The sequence below is a fragment of the Nonomuraea sp. NPDC048901 genome, from assembly GCF_040649695.1.
Taxonomy (GTDB): domain Bacteria; phylum Actinomycetota; class Actinomycetes; order Streptosporangiales; family Streptosporangiaceae; genus Nonomuraea.
In genome coordinates, this window is sequence record NZ_JBEZFW010000011.1 from 154561 (window position 1) to 170521 (window position 15961).

At 69.8% G+C, this 15961-nt stretch carries 14 protein-coding genes; 9 read left to right on the plus strand and 5 right to left on the minus strand.

The genetic code is table 11. The features are described 5' to 3' along the window. The first annotated feature begins 4 nt into the window (after positions 1-4). From AB0C30_RS34430 to AB0C30_RS34440, 3 genes are all read left to right on the plus strand, one after another. A complete protein-coding gene (locus tag AB0C30_RS34430) occupies positions 5-652 on the plus strand; it encodes a TetR/AcrR family transcriptional regulator (protein ID WP_357952307.1) in 648 nt (215 codons plus the stop codon). 185 nt (positions 653-837) lie between these two features. Next, positions 838-2958, plus strand: coding sequence for a PQQ-dependent sugar dehydrogenase (locus AB0C30_RS34435; RefSeq protein ID WP_357952308.1), 2121 nt, complete (start codon positions 838-840; stop codon positions 2956-2958). A 10-nt stretch (positions 2959-2968) separates the two neighbouring features. Next, complete coding sequence (locus AB0C30_RS34440; protein ID WP_357952309.1) at positions 2969-3865, plus strand: sugar phosphate isomerase/epimerase; 897 nt, start codon at positions 2969-2971, stop codon at positions 3863-3865. On the opposite strand, the gene AB0C30_RS34445 is transcribed toward AB0C30_RS34440, so the two are convergent. After that, positions 3862-4107, minus strand: a complete 246-nt coding sequence (locus AB0C30_RS34445; protein ID WP_357952310.1) for a hypothetical protein — start codon at positions 4105-4107, stop codon at positions 3862-3864. The two genes, AB0C30_RS34440 and AB0C30_RS34445, sit on opposite strands and share 4 nt — an antisense overlap. A 107-nt stretch (positions 4108-4214) precedes the next feature. Beyond that, on the minus strand, positions 4215-5291 hold the full coding sequence (locus tag AB0C30_RS34450; protein WP_357952311.1) for a hypothetical protein: 1077 nt from the start codon (positions 5289-5291) through the stop codon (positions 4215-4217). Between the two features lie 71 nt (positions 5292-5362). Between AB0C30_RS34450 and AB0C30_RS34455 the strand changes: the two genes are divergently transcribed. From AB0C30_RS34455 to AB0C30_RS34475, 5 genes are all read left to right on the plus strand, one after another. Beyond that, positions 5363-5977 (plus strand): TetR family transcriptional regulator, encoded by a 615-nt coding sequence (locus AB0C30_RS34455; protein WP_357952312.1) that lies wholly within the window; start codon positions 5363-5365, stop codon positions 5975-5977. A 258-nt stretch (positions 5978-6235) separates the two neighbouring features. After that, positions 6236-8680 carry a CoA transferase gene (locus AB0C30_RS34460; protein ID WP_357952313.1) on the plus strand — a complete coding sequence of 815 codons (2445 nt, stop codon included), beginning with the start codon at positions 6236-6238 and terminating at the stop codon, positions 8678-8680. A gap of 11 nt (positions 8681-8691) precedes the next feature. Next, positions 8692-9480: a crotonase/enoyl-CoA hydratase family protein gene (locus tag AB0C30_RS34465; protein ID WP_357952314.1), complete on the plus strand. Its 789-nt coding sequence runs from the start codon at positions 8692-8694 to the stop codon at positions 9478-9480. Then, entirely contained in the window at positions 9477-10640 is a 1164-nt protein-coding gene (locus AB0C30_RS34470) for a thiolase family protein (protein WP_357952315.1), read from the plus strand. The genes AB0C30_RS34465 and AB0C30_RS34470 overlap by 4 nt, the downstream gene beginning before the upstream one ends. Before the next feature lie 10 nt (positions 10641-10650). Continuing rightward, positions 10651-11043 (plus strand): OB-fold domain-containing protein, encoded by a 393-nt coding sequence (locus AB0C30_RS34475; RefSeq protein WP_357952316.1) that lies wholly within the window; start codon positions 10651-10653, stop codon positions 11041-11043. A 4-nt stretch (positions 11044-11047) separates the two neighbouring features. On the opposite strand, the gene AB0C30_RS34480 is transcribed toward AB0C30_RS34475, so the two are convergent. From AB0C30_RS34480 to AB0C30_RS34490, 3 genes are all read right to left on the minus strand, one after another. After that, positions 11048-11809 carry an SDR family NAD(P)-dependent oxidoreductase gene (locus tag AB0C30_RS34480; protein WP_357952317.1) on the minus strand — a complete coding sequence of 254 codons (762 nt, stop codon included), beginning with the start codon at positions 11807-11809 and terminating at the stop codon, positions 11048-11050. 10 nt (positions 11810-11819) lie between these two features. Continuing rightward, positions 11820-12401, minus strand: a complete 582-nt coding sequence (locus AB0C30_RS34485) for a hypothetical protein (RefSeq protein ID WP_357952318.1) — start codon at positions 12399-12401, stop codon at positions 11820-11822. A gap of 152 nt (positions 12402-12553) precedes the next feature. Then, positions 12554-12940, minus strand: coding sequence for a nuclear transport factor 2 family protein (locus tag AB0C30_RS34490; RefSeq protein WP_357952319.1), 387 nt, complete (start codon positions 12938-12940; stop codon positions 12554-12556). 255 nt (positions 12941-13195) lie between these two features. Here AB0C30_RS34490 and AB0C30_RS34495 point away from each other — a divergent pair, with 255 nt between their 5' ends. Then, positions 13196-15898, plus strand: a complete 2703-nt coding sequence (locus tag AB0C30_RS34495; protein ID WP_357952320.1) for a serine/threonine-protein kinase — start codon at positions 13196-13198, stop codon at positions 15896-15898. The last annotated feature ends 63 nt before the right edge of the window (positions 15899-15961 follow it).

Here is a 15961-nt window from a genome sequence, read left to right on the forward strand (position 1 = left end):
CCTGATGGAGAGAACCGCCCGGGCCGAGCGCGTGAGCGCGACGCGAGAGCAGATCCTGACGGCGGCGGAGCGGCTGTTCGCCGAGCACGGGGTCTTCGCCGTGTCCAACCGCCAGGTCAGCGAGGCCGCCGGCCAGGGCAACACGGCGGCGGTCGGTTACCACTTCGGCACCAAGGCGGATCTCGTACGCGCCATCGTGCGCAAGCACACCGAGCCGATGGAGCGGCTGCGCCTGCGGATGCTGGCCGAGACGGCCGGCTCCACGGACGCGCGGGACTGGGTGGGCTGCCTGTTGCGCCCGATCACCGAGCACCTGGGCGCTTTGGGAAACCCCACCTGGTTCGCCCGGTTCAGCGCCCAGGTGATGACCGATCCCGCGCTGCGCGAGATCATGATCGAGGAGACGATCAGCTCGCCGTCCCTGCGCCAGGCGATCGACGGGCTCAACCGGTGTCTTCCCGACCTGCCGCTGGAGGTACGCCTCGAACGCGGTGACATGGCGCGTCAGCTGATGGTGCACATGATCGCCGAGCGCGAGCGCGCGCTCGCCGAAGGCACCTCCACACCCCGGTCCAGCTGGCACGACGCCGCGACCGGGCTGATCGACGCGATCGTCGGTCTCTGGCTGGCTCCGGTCACGCCCCGCTCGTAACCGCTGGACCGTTCAGGCAAGGCTCACCGCACCTGAACGGTCCAGTGACGTGCGGTACTTAGTCCGATCTGAGGCGAAAGCTGTTTGATCGTGCGTAATTAGGCCCTCCTCGATCGGCGTAAGCCGGGTTACATTCACGTTAATTTGCCCTCTCTTATCCCCCTGAGCAGAACGAAGGGAGAGGCATGAGAACGAGAACCGCGCTCGCCGCCCTGACCGCTGCGGCGATCCTCATGCCGGCCGCCGCCGCCAACGCCACCGGGACCGTCACTGTCACTGAGACCGTGGGCATCGCGGCTCCGCCGCCCGACAGCCAGTTCCAGAAGGTGACGCTGAACGACAATCCGGGTGAGCCCATGGACCTGGCGGTGTTACCAGATTCGAGGGTCCTGCACACCACCCGGCCCGGTGTGGTCTGGTTGCACGATCCGAAGACCGGTCTCAACACGGAGGCCGCCCGGCTAAACGTCTATCGGCACGACGAGGAGGGACTGCAGAGCATCGCCCTCAGCCCCGGCTTCGGCAAGGGCTCCAAAGCCGACGACTGGGTCTACCTCTACTACTCCCCGCCGCTCAACACTCCCATCGACGACCCGGCGACGCCGGACTTCAACGAGGGCGACGCCCCGGTCACCGGCACACCGGCGGACTTCGCGCCGTTCAACGGGCTGATCAGGCTGTCCCGCTTCCGCTTCACCGGCACCACGATCGACCTCCGTACCGAGCAGCGCATCCTCGACGTGCCGGTGAACCGCGGCATCTGCTGCCACGTCGGCGGGGACATCGTCTTCGACGCCGACGGCAACCTCTACCTGTCCACCGGCGACGACACGAACCCGTTCTCCTCCGACGGCTACAACCCCATCGACGAGCGGCCCGACCACAACCCCGCCTTCGACGCCCAGCGCAGCGCCGGCAACACCAACGACCTGCGCGGCAAGGTCCTTCGCATCAAGGTCCGCGCCGACGGGTCCTACACGATTCCGCGCGGCAACCTGTTCCCGCCCGGCATGGCGCGCACCCGGCCGGAGATCTACGCGATGGGCCTGCGCAATCCCTTCCGCATCGAGCTCAACCGGTCCACGGGCGAGCTCTACGTCGCCGACTACTCGCCCGACGCGCGGGAGGCCGATCCCCAGCGCGGCCCGTCGGGGACCGGCAAGTGGACGGTGATCCGCAAGGCCGGTAACTACGGCTGGCCGTACTGTGCGACGGCGCGGCTCCCGTACGTCGACTACGACTTCGCGACCGGTACGTCAGGCGCGGCGTTCAACTGCGCCGCGCCGGTCAACGAGTCGCCGCACAACACCGGCCTGCGCGCGCTGCCACCGGTGACGCAGCCGAACGTGTGGTACTCCTACGGGGCTTCAGCGGAGTTCCCGCAGCTGGGCACCGGCGGCATCGGGCCGATGGCCGGTCCGGCGTACCACTTCGACCCGCGTAACACGCGCGGCCGGACTGCCGTGGGGTGGCCGAAGTACTTCGACGGCGTTCCGCTCTTCTACGAGTGGACCCGCGACTACGTCAAGGCGTTCCACCGTGACGGGCGGATCGAGGACGTGCTGCCCTCGTTCGTCTTCGACAACCCGATGGACATGGAGTTCGGCCCTGATGGCGCGCTCTACGTGCTGGAGTACGGCGACGGCTACTTCCAGGAGAACCCGGACGCCCAGCTCGCGCGCTACGACTACATCGGCAACACCGGCAACCACACTCCCGTCCCGGCCGCCGCCGGCTCGCCGACCGACGGCCACGCGCCCCTGACCGTCCGCTTCACCAGCGCGGGTACGACCGACCCCGACGGCGACAGGCTCCGCTACGCCTGGGACTTCGACGCCGACGGCAAGGTCGACTCCCGCAGCCCCGAGGCGTCGTACACCTACCAGAAGAACGGCCTCTACAACGCCACGCTCAAGGTCACCGACACCGCCGGCATGTCCGCGGCGACATCGGTACGGATCGTGGTCGGCAACGCCGCGCCGGTCGTGGAGCTGATCCGGCCCGCCGAAGGGCAGGCGTTCCACTTCGGCGACGTCGTCGAGTTCGAGGTGCGGGTCACCGACGACCAGCCGGTGGACTGCGCCAAGGTGACCGTGGACTACATCCTCGGCCACGACGACCACGGCCACCCGCAGACCACGGCCCGCGGCTGCACGGGCTCCATCCAGACCACCTTGCCGAGCGGACACGATCCGGAGACCGACCATCTCACCGGCGTCTTCGTCGCCGGCTACACCGACCCCGGCGGCACCGACCTGCCCCCGCTGACCGGCAGCGACCAGGTCGTCCTCCAGCCCACACGTTAGGAGTTCTCCCATGTGCTACGGCTACGGTCCCAGCAGGCGCTCCCTGCTCGCCGCGGGCCTCGGACTCGGGGCGGCCGCGCTGGCCGCCGCTTCGCCCGCCGCCGCGGCGACGCCGCCGCACCACTCCGGCGGGGAGCGCATCCCGCCGAACCAGATCAGCATCCAGCTCTGGACGGTACGCGACGACCTCGCCCAGAACTACGATGCCACGCTCACCTATCTGGCCGAGACCGGCTACCCGAAGGTCGAGCTGGCGCTCGGCTACTTCGGTCGTACCGCCCAGCAGCTGCGCCAGTTCCTCGACGGGATCGGCATCCGGGCCAGCTCCAGCCACGACGGCCTCACCACCGACCAGGCCGGTCTGGACACGAAGATCTCCAACGCGCTGACCCTCGGCCAGTCCTTCATGGTCGTGCCCTACCTGAACTCCACCAGCGAGGACGAGTGGAAGGCGTGGGCCGAGCGCATGAACGTCGAGGCGCGGGCCGCCCGCTCGGCCGGGCTGCGCTACGGCTACCACAACCACGCCCACGAGTTCACCACCGACCTCGGCGGCGGTAAGACGCCCTGGGACGTGCTCACCGCCGAGCTCGATCCGCATCTGGTCCATCTGGAGATCGACCTCTATTGGGCGGTCACCGGCGGCGTCGGGCGCGGGGCCCCCGATCCGGTGCGCTTCGCGCTCGACGTCATCCGCAGGGCGCCGCAGCGGGTGCTGCAGTTCCACGTCAAGGATCGAGCGCCCGACGGCGACATGGCCGACCTCGGCACCGGGACCATCGACTTCCGGCGCATCTTCGACAAGCACCGCGTGTTGGAGTACATCGTGGAGAACGACACTCCCGATGTGACTCCCCGGCGTACCGCCGAGGTCGGATATCGCTACCTGCGGAAGGTGCGGTTCTAGAACCTGGTGGTGGTGGTGGCCCAGGTGGCCTGATGCGACGGGTTGTTCAGGTCGAACGTGGTGCCGGACAGGCGCCTGTCCGGGCCGAGCGAGCCCTCGTATCGGCCTCTGGGTCCGTTCGACCAGCCGATGGTGAAGAAGATGTGCGTGCCGTCCACCGCCCCCTCCTCGATCGTCCCGACGCCGCCAGGCCAGGAGGCGGTCCCGAACAGCCGCCCGTTCCCGTCCTGAGTGACGTTCATCGCCACCGCGAACCCGCTGCTCTGGATGAAGTTCCCGCAGTGGGCCGGCTCGCCCGAGGTGCCCCGAGCCTTCGATGCCGTGAATGCGGGAGGTAATCAGACGATCATCACGATTTATCGGCCTGCCGGCTCTGCCGAATAGCCGCCGTGGTGTCGGCCGAGGGTTGGCTCAGCCGCCGCGCCGCGACGACCAGCAGGACCATCGCGCCTACGGTGAAGAGGGCGTTGCTGGCCAGGTCCACCGGAAGGCCGGGCGGTGGGTTTCCAGGGAGCGGGATGACTCTCCACGGGAAGGAGTGCCAGGCGTAGGTCAGCATGGCCCCGCCGGCGAGTGCCAGCCGGTGGGCCTGCGACCAGCCCGCGCGGCGTGACCAGCGGACCAGCACGGTGACCGCGGTCACGAACAGCGCCAGATAGAGGAGCATGCTGAGCCACGCGGGGAGGGGGATCGCCTCTGCCAGCCAGGGCGACAGGCCGGTGGGGTCGACCGCGTACAGCAGGACGAAGACGGTTCCGGCGATCAGGGCGAAGGTGCCGGCGACCCACGGGCTGGGGGCGCGGCCGGGCAGGGGAGTGGCATCGGTGCTGTGCCTGGGGAGGCGCAGGCCGACGACGATGATCGCGGCGATGGCGACTCCGGCGCCGATGAGCTGGGGCGGGGAGGCGAAGTCGGTGAGGGCGATGGCGGCGATGGCGCCGCCCAGGACGACGACCCCGTATAGCACGCTCGTGACCGTGAGGCCGATCTTGCCCAGCCACGGTGTGGTGCGCCGCGAGCCGGCGAGGGTCTCCGCGACCGCGATCGGGACGCTGATGCTGAACACCGTGTGTACGCCCACCATGAACATCGTCCACGGCCCGGCCAGGCCGAGCGCGGGGATGAAGCCGTAGTCGAGGATGCGGAAGCCGGACCAGTTCGGGTTCCAGAGTGTCTGGGTGACGAAGGCCTCCTCGATCATGCCGTAGGCCAGCGCGAAGATCATCATGGTGGGCCAGCCGCGTCCGGTGCGGCGGGCGAACTCGCGGATGAGGAGGGCGCCGCAGCCGTACAGGGGGATCAGGGCGAGCAGGTTGCCCACGTCGGTGATCGACATGTTGCCCATCAGGTATTCGCCCGTCAGCGGTGCCAGGAAGAGCAGCCAGACGGCGGGTGCCAGGCGAGGTAGTAAGGCTCCTTGGGTCATGACTCCTGGATACCATCAATTGGTGCAAATTTACAACAGTGTAAAAATATTCTGATGTAAGATCACACCTTATGGAGGAGACACGGCGTGAACGCAAGAAGCGGCAGACCAGGCAACTGCTCATCCGCGCGGCCGTCCGGCTGTTCGCCGAGCAGGGCTACGAGGAGACCACCGGCGCGCAGATCGCCGCGGCGGCGGACGTGTCCACCAAGACGTTCTTCAACTACTTCCCCAGCAAGGAGGACGTGCTGTTCGCCGAGGTCGAGCAGTACTACGGGCTGGCGCTGGAGGTGATCGCCGACCGCGCGCCGGACGACACGGTGCCGCAGGTGCTGCGCAGGACCTATGACCAGGTCATCGCCAACTACCTCCGCCAAGGGCCGGGGATCGAGGACCCAGAGCTGGCGGAGGTTTACCAGAGGGTGCTCGCGACCGTTCCCGCCGTGCAGGCCAAGGCCTTGCTCATGACGTTCGACGCGCAGCGCCGGATCGCCGGCGCGTTGCTGGCGGCATTCCCCGACCGGCTGGACCCCATCAGCGCCGCGTCGGCGACCGGCGCGTTCATGGGCGCGGTGCAGGCGGCTGGGCTGGCCAGCCTGGAGACGTACGGCGAGTCGGAGCAGGACTATCTGGCGTCGACCCGGCGGGCCGTGGACATCGCCATACAGGGCCTGGAATCGCTGTGATGGACAAGGGGGGCGTCCAGGCGGAACCGGCGGTCGGCCACCGGAAGGGGCCATGTTGCCGATCGGGACGCGTAGCACGTTGCCGATTCGGACGTTTTCAGACCGAAAACTGGGTGGCATCCTCACGGTTGTAGGAAACCTGTTCGCAACAATCCTGGCGAGCGGCCATAAATCGCTGCTCGCGGGCCGGGATCCCTCCGCCGCGACAGGTCCTGTCCGCCGTACTCGCGCATCATTCACACCGTGGGGTGATTCACCATGCCCGCAGCCAGGGGCCTTCCCCTCGCCGGTCTTCGGGTCATCGACCTGGCCGATGGCAAGGCCGAGATGTGCGGCCGCTTCCTCGCCGACCTCGGCGCCGACGTCATCCGTGTCGAGCCGCCCGGCGGCGCGCCGACCCGTCACCGCGAACCGGTCCACGACGGCGTGAGCCTCTACTTCGCCACGCACAACGCCAACAAGCGCGGCGTCACCCTGAACCTGCGCGACTCCGCCGGCCGTGACCGGCTGCTCGACCTGGCCGCCGGGGCGGACTTCCTCATCGAGACCGAACGTCCCGGCACCCTCGACGGCCTCGGTCTCGGCGCGGACGCGCTGCTCGCCCGCAACCCGGCACTGGTCGTCGTCTCGATCACCGACTTCGGGCAGACCGGCCCGTACCGGGACTGGGTCGGCACCGACTGGACGCACATGGCGCTCGGCGGGGTGCTGTCGCGCTCCGGCATCCCGGGCCGCGAGCCGGTCATGCCGCCCGGCCCGCTGGCGTACGAGTCGGCGGCCGTCCAGGCCGCGTGGGCGGGCCTGCTGGCGTACCTGAACCGGCTCGACACCGGTCGCGGCGACCACGTCGACTGCTCGGTGTACGAGGTGACCGCCCAGGTCCTGGACCCGGGCTTCGGCATGGGCGGCTCGGCCACCGGCGGGGTCCCGGCCACCCGGCTGCCGCGCGGCCGTCCGCAGGCGGGCGACCTGTACCCGATCTTCCCGTGCGCCGATGGATACGTCCGGATCTGCGTGCTGGCCAAACGGCAGTGGCGCGGGATGTTCGGCTGGCTGGGGGAGCCTGAGGAGTTCGCCGACCCCAAGTACGACAGCATGGGCGCCCGATTCGGAGCCGCTGAGCGGCTGCGCGTCCTCATGGGAGAGCTGTTCAGGGACCGGACCAGGGACGAGCTCGTGGCCCAGGGCCAGGAGCGCGGCGTGCCGATCGCGGCACTGCTCGACCCCGGCGAGGTGCTCGACAGCCCGCACTTCCGCTCGCGGGGCAGTCTGCTCGACGCCGAGGTCGCCCCGGGGCTGACCGGCCGCGTGCCGTCCGGGTACGTGGAGGTGAACGGGGTACGGGCCGGGTTCCGGCACCGGGCCCCCGAGCCGGGGGAGCACGACGACGAGATCTTCGCCGCGGTGACGCCCGGCAAGCCGGTCACTTCCGGCACGGCCCTCGATAGGCCGGTCACCACCGACTCGGCCGAGGGCGTGACGCGGCGGCCCCTCGACGGGCTTCGGGTGCTGGACCTGGGTGTCATCGTGGTCGGTGCGGAGCTGGGCCGGCTGCTCGCCGACCAGGGCGCCGAGGTCATCAAGATCGAGAGCCGCGCCTACCCCGACGGCAGCCGCCAGTCGCTCGGCGACGAGGTCATCAGTGTCGGCTTCGCCTGGGGCCACCGCAACAAGCTCAGCGCCGGGATCAACCTCCGCTCGCCCGAGGGCCTGGACCTCTTCAAGCGGCTCGCCGCCGACTCCGACGTCATCCTGTCCAACTTCAAGCCGGGCACGCTGGAGTCGCTGGGTGTCGGCTACGACGTCATCAGCGAGCTGAACCCCAAGATCATCATGGCCGACAGCAGCGCTCTGGGCCCGACCGGGCCGTGGAGCAGGCGCATGGGCTACGGCCCGCTCGTCCGCGCCTCCGCCGGGCTGACCGGGCTCTGGCGGGACACCGAGGTCGAGGCCGGGTTCTGCGACGGCATCACCATCTATCCCGACCACATCGCCGCGCGGGTCGGCGCCGTCGCCGTGCTCGCCGCGCTCATCGAGCGGCGGCGTACCGGGAAGGGCGGCACGGTCAGCGTCGCCCAGGCCGAGACGATCCTCACTCAGCTGTCCACCGGCTTCCTGCGCGAATCACTGGAACCCGGCTCGTTCACCGCCCACGGCAACAGCGGCGAGTGGGACGCGCCCCAGGGGGTCTACCCGTGCGCGGGCGACGACGAGTGGTGCGTGGTGAGCGTGGACGGCGACGAGCAGTGGCGGCGCCTGTGCGAGGTGATCGGCCGCGCCGACCTGAGCACTGACGCGCGGCTGGCCACCGCCGCGGGTCGCCGCGCGCACCGCGACCTCGTGGACGCGGCCGTGACCGAGTGGACGGCCGCCACCCCGCCGGGAGTGGCCATGGAGCGGCTGCAGGAGGCCGGGGTGCCCGCCGGGATGATGCGGCGGGTCATCGAGTATCTGGACGACCCCCAGCTCACCGCCCGTGGGTTCCTGCGGGAGATGCGCCATCCGTACATCGAGCACGCCCTGCGTACCGAGAACGCCCCGGCCACCTTCCGTGGGGTCGCCGACCCCGAGCTGCGCCCCGCGCCGCTGGCGGGAGAGCACACGCGGCTGGTGGCCGCCAAGCTGCTCGGCCTGGCCGAGTCCGAGATCCAGGCGCTCATCGACGAGGGCGTGCTGGAAGAAGCAACCGTACAGAGTAAATGAAGGAGTCGACCATGGGTGAGCCCGCCGCGCTCGTCGAGCGCCGCGACCACATCGTGTTGATCACATTGAACCGGCCCGAGGTCCGCAACGCCGTGAACGCGGAGCTGACCCGCGCCGTCGGTGAGGCTCTCGACGAGGCCGACGCGGACGCGTCGGTCCGGGCCGTGGTGCTGACCGGGGCGGGGGACAAGGCGTTCTGCGCCGGTGCCGACCTGAAGGCGGTGGCCCGCGGGGAGTTCTCCACCGAAGGGCTCAAGCCGCACTGGGGCTTCGCCGGATGTGTCACGCATCCCATCGCCAAGCCGGTCATCGCCGCCGTCAACGGGTTCGCGCTCGGCGGCGGCACCGAGATCGCCCTGTGGGCCGACCTGGTGGTGGCCGCCGAGACCGCCGCGTTCGGGCTGCCGGAGGTCAAGCGCGGGATCCTCGCGGGCGCGGGCGGCGCGTTCCGGCTGGCCGCGCAGCTGCCCACGAAGGTCGCCATGGAGATCCTGCTGACCGGTGAGCCCGTCACCGCCGCCGAGGCCCTGCGGCTCGGCCTGATCAATCGGGTCGTACCGCGGGCCGAGCTGCTGACCGCCGCGTTCGCCCTGGCCGAGACGGTCAGCGCGAACGCCCCGCTGTCCGTGCAGGCCAGCAAGCGGATCGCGCGCGGCATCTCCGACGGCACCATCCCGTCCGAGCAGGCCGCCTGGGAGCGGACCGCCGCCGAGAGCGCCGCGCTCATGCGGTCGGCGGACGCCAAGGAGGGGCCACGCGCCTTCGCCGAGAAGCGCGCCCCGGTTTGGGAGGGACGATGAACCACACGTCGGTCATCGCCGGTCTCGGCATCACCGAGATGGGCAAGGTCTATGGCCGGAGCGCGCCGGAGTTCGCCGCCGACGCCGTACGGCTCGCCGCCGCCGATGCCGGTCTCGACCTGCGCCAGGTGGACGGCCTGCTGACCAACACCGGTCTCACCGCCGACGTCGGCCTGAGCCTCCAGCGGGACCTGGGGCTGCGCGAGCTGCGCCTGCTGTCGGAGGTGCAGGCGTACGGCTCGTCGGCCGGCGCCATGGTCCAGTACGCCGCCATGGCCGTCGCCTCCGGCATGGCCGACGTGGTGGCCTGCGTCTTCGCCGACGCACCGCTCAAGGACAAGGCGTCCGGGGGCGGCGCGGCCTACGCCGGCGCGGGCCGCAGACTGGCCGGCTGGCAGGGCCTGACTGCGGCCTCCGGGATCTACAGCGCCAACACCATGTACGCGCTGGCCGCACGCAGGCACATGCAGAAGTACGGCACGACCAGCGAGCAACTGGGGCACATAGCCGTCGCGCAGCGCGCCTGGGCGGCCAGGAACCCCCTGGCCCAGATGCGGGCTCCGATCACCATCGAGGACCACCAGAGCTCCCGGTGGATCGCCGAGCCGTTCCACCTCCTCGACTGCTGCCTGGTCAGCAACGGCGGCGTCGCGGTCATCGTCACCTCCGCCGACCGGGCCGCCGACCTCCCCCAGCCCGCCGTGCACATCCGCGGCTGGGGACAGGCGCATCCGGGGTACGTCATGGGCAGGGACAGCGAGTTCGGCCTGGTCAGCGGCGCCGCTCTGTCAGGGCCGACGGCGCTGAAGATGGCCGGGGTGTCGATCGACGACATCGACGTCGCCGAGCTGTACGACTGCTACACCTACACCGCGCTCATCTCCCTGGAGGACTACGGCTTCTGCGCCAAGGGCGAGGGTGGCCCCTTCGTCGCCAGCGGCGTACTGGGACCGGAGGGGACGCTGGCCGTCAATACCGGCGGCGGCCAGCTCTCCTCCTATTACATGTGGGGGATGACCCCGCTGTCGGAGGCCGTCATCCAGGCCCGCGGCCAGGGCGGCGACCGGCAGGCCCCGCGCAACGACATGGTGCTGGTCAGCGGCAACGGCGGCGTACTCGACCACCACTCCACCCTCATCCTCAGCCCGCACGCGCGATAGGAGCATGCCGATGCCCGTGGGAATCGTCCACCGCGACGCGGCCACCGCCGAGTTCTTCGACGGCACCGCGCGCGGCGAACTGTTGATCCGGCACTGCGATCAGTGCGGCGGCTTCTCCGCTCCGCAGGCGCGTACGTGCCCGCGGTGCGGCTCACCCGAGCTGTCCTGGACGGCCGCCTCCGGCGCGGGGTCGGTGGTGAGCTGGTCGGTGGTGCACACCAAGGGCGCGCCGCCGACCGTGGTCGCGATCGTCGAGCTGGAGGAGGAGCCGTGGCTGCAGCTCCAGATCACCGGTGCCGCGCCCGAGGAGGTGTACGCCGGCCTGCCGGTCCGCGTCGCCTTCGAGCACCCCGAGGGCGGCGAAGCGGTCCCCATCTTCCGCCCGGCCGCAGGGTCGGGCTGAGGAGTCACACCAATACCGCGCCACCGGCGATGTCGACGATGACGCCGGTGATCCAGCTCGAGTCGTCGGAGGCGAGGAAGAGCGCGGCCCGGGCGACGTCCTCGGACGTGCCGAGCCGCCGCAGCGGGTGTGACTCGGCCAGCGAGCGCTGGACGTCGGCCGGTATCCACTGCTGATTCGTGTCGGTGAGGATCGTCTCCGGGGCGAGGCAGTTGGCCCGGATGCCGAACGGGCCCACCTGTGCGGCCAGATCCTGGGTGAACAGCTGCACACCGGCCTTCGCCGCGGCGTACGCGACGATCGTCCGTTCGCTCGGCTTGCGCCCGGCCGCCGAGGACAGGGTGATGATGTTGCCGCTCCGGCGCTCCTTCATACCGGGCAGGAAGCACTTGACGGTCAGGAAGGTGCCGGTCAGGTTCCGGTCGATGTCGGCCCGCCAGCTCTCCTCCGTGATGTCCTCGATGGGTACGGGGCGGCTGTCCGAGCTACCGGCGTTGGCGACCAGCACGTCGACGCGGCCGTAGCGCTCGAGGATCTGCTCGCGGATCCGGTCGAGGTCGGCGGCGACGGTGACGTCTCCGGTCACGCTGATGGCCTCGCCGCCGAGGTCGTCGACGCGCGCCCGGACCGCGGCGAGCGCGGCCTCGTCGCGGCCGTGCAGCACGACTCGGGCGCCGGCCTGCGCGAACGCGGTCGCGATGGCCGCCCCGATCCCTCGGGAGCTGCCGGTGACCAGGGCGACCCGGTCCTTGAGATGGCTCATCATTCCTCCGGGGTCACGCCGTCGCCGTCAGGACGATGATCGCCACGGCCAGAGCGGTGTCGAGCACGAGACAGAACTCGGCGAGCGACCGGGTCACCACTCGGTTCGCCCGGTAGTGGTAGACGTCCCATGCGGCGTGGCCGAGCAGGCCCAGCGCCACCAGGTAGCTGCCGACCGTCGGGTTGACGAACAGCGCGATCGTGGCCGCGGCGCCGAAACCGAGCATGGCGACCAGCTGTAACGGCAGCCCTCCGGGCTCAGGGCGGATACCGCGCCGGGGACCGTAGCCGCGCAGCAGACCGTAGCCGCCCAGCAGGACGCCCAGGCCCAGCACCGCCCAGGTCGCCTCGAAGTCGTCATCGATGAGGTCCGCGGCCAGGATGACGACGAAGGTCAGGAAGAACACGGGCCAGGTCGAGGCGGGTTTCCCGAACGCGGCCGCACCCAGGTACACCACCGCCGAGGCGGCCAGCACCTTCGCCAGCTCGAGGCCCGTGGCCATGTCCAGGATCATGAGCACGGCGGTCCCGACCCCGACCAGAACCGGCCAGTGCCGCAGCACCCGGCCGAGCGGAGGGATCGTCTGTGTCGTCATCGTGCTTACCGCCTTGGGGGTCGCGCAGTGGTCTCCATCCTCTATCCCAGCGGATCATCGGGCCAGGACAGCAACCGGACATTTACCGGACATTGGGCCAGGACATTTACCGGACATCGGGCGGCATGTCCGAGGACGGGGACGAGGACGGGCTACGCGTCGTCGGCCATCGGGCTGAACTGGATGCCCGCCAGCCGCCACGAGCCCTCCTGCCTGACCCACGTCTGGGACACCCGCACCCGCAGCGCCACCGCCCGGCCGTGAGAGGTCGCCTGGTTGCTCTGCACATTGCGCACGATCGCGGCGTCGCCGTACATCCGGATGTCGATCTGGCTGGTGTCCAGGGCGTGGTACTGGAATTGGGCGTGGCGACCGATCCACTGCTCCTTGTCGAGCACGTACCCCTTGGGCCCGATCGACTGGAAGTCGTCGGCCAGTAACTCGCGCAGGCGTCCGGCGTCGGCGGCCAGCTCCGCCGCGTCGAACTGCCGCTGAAGGCCGAGAACCGTCTCTTTCTCCGTGGTCTCCATGTTCTCCATGGGAGCCGAGCATAAGCGGGAGAACCGGAATAATCACCGGACAAAATGCCCTCCCGAATTGTCCGGTAAATGCCCTGGACTGCCTTCCCGGCGATGGCCGAAAATTGGCCCGCGTCATGTCTTCTCGGGCCCGCCCCGGTGACATCGCGAGCCGCTGATCAGTCGTGCGCATGGAACCAAGTGCCCCGGACAACCCGTTTCTTGAAAGAGTGTGTTTGCCGTGCGTGCCGGGTTGTTCAGCGGAAAGGGTGGCATATGGAGCCGCTATGGGCCGATGATCCACGCCAAGTGGGGCCAATTCGGCTGAGGGGCCGGCTGGGCGGTGGCGGCATGGGGCAGGTGTACTTGGGCCGTACCCGGGGCGGCCGGCCGGTCGCGGTGAAGGTGGTGCGCTCGGACCTGGCCGGCGATGCGGAGTTCCGACGCCGGTTCGCGATCGAGGTGAGTATGGCCCGGAGGGTCGGCGGGTTCTACACCGCGCAGGTGGTGGACGCGGACACTGACGCCGATTCGCCGTGGATGGCCACCGCTTACATCCCCGGCCCGACCCTGCACCAGGCCGTCGCCACGCACGGACCGCTGCCGCCTGCGGCGATCGGTGTGCTGGGGGCGGGCCTGGCCGAGGGCCTGATCGCCATCCACGAAGAGATACTGGCGCACCGCGACCTCAAACCCGGCAACGTGATCCTCGCCGGCGACGGTCCCCGGGTCATCGACTTCGGCATCGCCCGCGCTTTGGAGGCCGCCTCCCACAGCGTCTCGGGGGCCGTGATCGGCACTCCGGCGTTCATGTCCCCCGAACAGAGCCGAGGCGGCGAGGTGGGCCCGGCCAGCGATGTGTTCTCGCTGGGGGCGGTGCTGGTGTTCGCCGCCACCGGCTGCGGCCCGTTCGGTACCGGTCAGGGCCACGCGGTCATGCACCGCATCCGCCATGACGACCCCGACCTGACCGGCCTGCCGAAGGACCTGGTCGACCTGGTGGACGCCTGCCTGGCCAAGACTCCTGAGCACCGGCCCAGCCCCGCCGATCTCCTCGACCGGCTCGCCGCATCGGCCGAAAGCACCACGCCATGGCTCCCGCCCACGGTCACCGCGCTGATCACCCAGCTCGAAGAGGACCTCTCCGAACCTTCTGGCGGCGCTACGATCCCTGGGCAGGCCGCCCCTATCCCTGGGCGGGCCGCCGATTCGACGGACCGACCGGCGATCGACCACGCCCTACGGATCGCCGGTTCCATCGCCGATCCCGACGAGCGAGAAGAGGCGCTGTACGGAGTCGCTTACGCGATCGTCGAGGCCGATCCCGACCACGCGGAGCAGTATCTGCGGCGCATCCCCTCGGAGGTATGCCGAGCAGTGGCTCTACTGGCCCTCGCCGACGAACTGCCCGACAGGAACCGCGCCCTGCGGCTGGTCGGCCACGCCGAACAGCTCTTCGCCCAGCACCTCGACGACGGTCCGAACGCCGTGGAACACAAGGTGTTCGTTTATCTGGTCGACCAGCTGATCGCGGTGGATCCTCAGCGGGCGCTCACGGTGCTCGACAGCGTTGAGCGGCGGGTCGTGGACTTCGACGATTGCGAGCTGCGAGCCAAGGCGCTGGCGGCCACGGCCGACAAGATGGCCGTCAACGCCCCTGACCACGCCACCGAGCTGATGGCCCGGGCAGTAGAAGTGGCCCGCATGCTCCCACCCCACTCCGACTACACGTTCCTCCAGCCCCAAACCCTGGCGGAAATCGCCAAGATCGGTTATGCCGCCGATCGGCGACACGCCGAGCAGCTGATCGACCTCGCCGAAGCCGCCGCGCTCGACGTCCCGGGCGAAGCCAGCCAGCGGAACTTCGCACTCAAGGAGACCGCTGTGGAGGTCGCGCGGGTCGACCTCGCCCGGGCGGAACAGATCATCAGCAAGATCAGAGAGTCCGTCGTTCGCTCATGTGCCTGGGGCGACATCCTCAAGGCAGCGGGCTCTACCCGGCAGGATCACCGGCCGCTGCTCGACGCGGCCGAACAGAGCGTCGCGGCACCTGCGGCCCAGAAACCGGTCTCGGTGAAGCCCGCTTCCTGGTGGGCCCGCTGGGGAGCCCAGCCCAAGGTCGGCGCCGGCCAGAGGAACGTCGGTCCGTGGCATCTGAAATACATCGCCACCGGCGCGGCATGGTGCGACCCGTCGCGGGCCGAAACCATCGCCTCGCGGATCAGTGATGTCGAATATCGGATCGAGGCCTTCGTCGACATGGCGGGCGCGCTCGCCGAGACCAACCCTCTGCAGGCACGGTGGTGGCTCAACACCGCGTACCAGACCGCCCTCGAAGCCGAGGGAACATGGGTTCTCCCCATGATGGGCAGGATCGCAGCGGCCGGGCGCGCCGTCGCCGCCGAAACCGCGCAGCAGGCTGCCCAGTACATCACGAGTCGCGCCGACGCCACGGACCTGAGCGCGCAGCAGCTGACAGTGGTCGCCCGAGATGTCGTCGCCGTCGATCCGGAGCTGGCCATGCGCCTCATCGACCTCGCTGAGACCCGAGCACAACAGCCCGGCAAGGCACGGCTCGACAAGAATGATCTGGAGCGCGTCGCCACGACCCTGATGGCCGTGGCGGCGACAGCATGGGCCGACTCCAGGCCCGAACGTACCGGTCCCATCCTGCGCCACCTGCTGGAGGTCGCCCTGGCCGCAGGATCGACCGCGTATCTGTCGATCATCGAGACCGCCGTACCGAACCCACATGTCGTCGAGCAGCTCCTGCGGGAGTACCGCGGTCCCGGCCGGGATCATCTGCGGTACATCGCGGTTGCGGCGTTCGCGGTAACCGACGCCCACCGCGCCGAGCAGCTCGCCCAGGAGATCACCGGCGACTCCCTGCGGTACGCGGCACTCAACGCCCTCGCTGTATCGATCACCAGACAGGCCATGGGCTCGGCGAGCGGCCCAGAGACCAAGCGCGCCACATAAGCACCACATCAACCGGTGCCTCCCCAGACACCGCATCCCCGGCTACGAGGGGTCGCACGTGTG

Excerpts from the sequence above, each read along its gene's own strand:
- AB0C30_RS34475 (WP_357952316.1), top strand. The coding sequence starts at position 10,651 with ATGCCCGTGGGAATCGTCCACCGCGACGCGGCCACCGCCGAGTTCTTC.
- AB0C30_RS34485 (WP_357952318.1), bottom strand. The coding sequence starts at position 12,401 with ATGACGACACAGACGATCCCTCCGCTCGGCCGGGTGCTGCGGCACTGG.
- AB0C30_RS34440 (WP_357952309.1), top strand. The coding sequence starts at position 2,969 with ATGTGCTACGGCTACGGTCCCAGCAGGCGCTCCCTGCTCGCCGCGGGC.
- AB0C30_RS34470 (WP_357952315.1), top strand. The coding sequence starts at position 9,477 with ATGAACCACACGTCGGTCATCGCCGGTCTCGGCATCACCGAGATGGGC.
- AB0C30_RS34495 (WP_357952320.1), top strand. The coding sequence starts at position 13,196 with ATGGAGCCGCTATGGGCCGATGATCCACGCCAAGTGGGGCCAATTCGG.
- AB0C30_RS34480 (WP_357952317.1), bottom strand. The coding sequence starts at position 11,809 with ATGATGAGCCATCTCAAGGACCGGGTCGCCCTGGTCACCGGCAGCTCC.
- AB0C30_RS34445 (WP_357952310.1), bottom strand. The coding sequence starts at position 4,107 with ATGAACGTCACTCAGGACGGGAACGGGCGGCTGTTCGGGACCGCCTCC.
- AB0C30_RS34435 (WP_357952308.1), top strand. The coding sequence starts at position 838 with ATGAGAACGAGAACCGCGCTCGCCGCCCTGACCGCTGCGGCGATCCTC.
- AB0C30_RS34455 (WP_357952312.1), top strand. The coding sequence starts at position 5,363 with ATGGAGGAGACACGGCGTGAACGCAAGAAGCGGCAGACCAGGCAACTG.
- AB0C30_RS34460 (WP_357952313.1), top strand. The coding sequence starts at position 6,236 with ATGCCCGCAGCCAGGGGCCTTCCCCTCGCCGGTCTTCGGGTCATCGAC.
- AB0C30_RS34430 (WP_357952307.1), top strand. The coding sequence starts at position 5 with ATGGAGAGAACCGCCCGGGCCGAGCGCGTGAGCGCGACGCGAGAGCAG.
- AB0C30_RS34465 (WP_357952314.1), top strand. The coding sequence starts at position 8,692 with ATGGGTGAGCCCGCCGCGCTCGTCGAGCGCCGCGACCACATCGTGTTG.
- AB0C30_RS34490 (WP_357952319.1), bottom strand. The coding sequence starts at position 12,940 with ATGGAGAACATGGAGACCACGGAGAAAGAGACGGTTCTCGGCCTTCAG.
- AB0C30_RS34450 (WP_357952311.1), bottom strand. The coding sequence starts at position 5,291 with ATGACCCAAGGAGCCTTACTACCTCGCCTGGCACCCGCCGTCTGGCTG.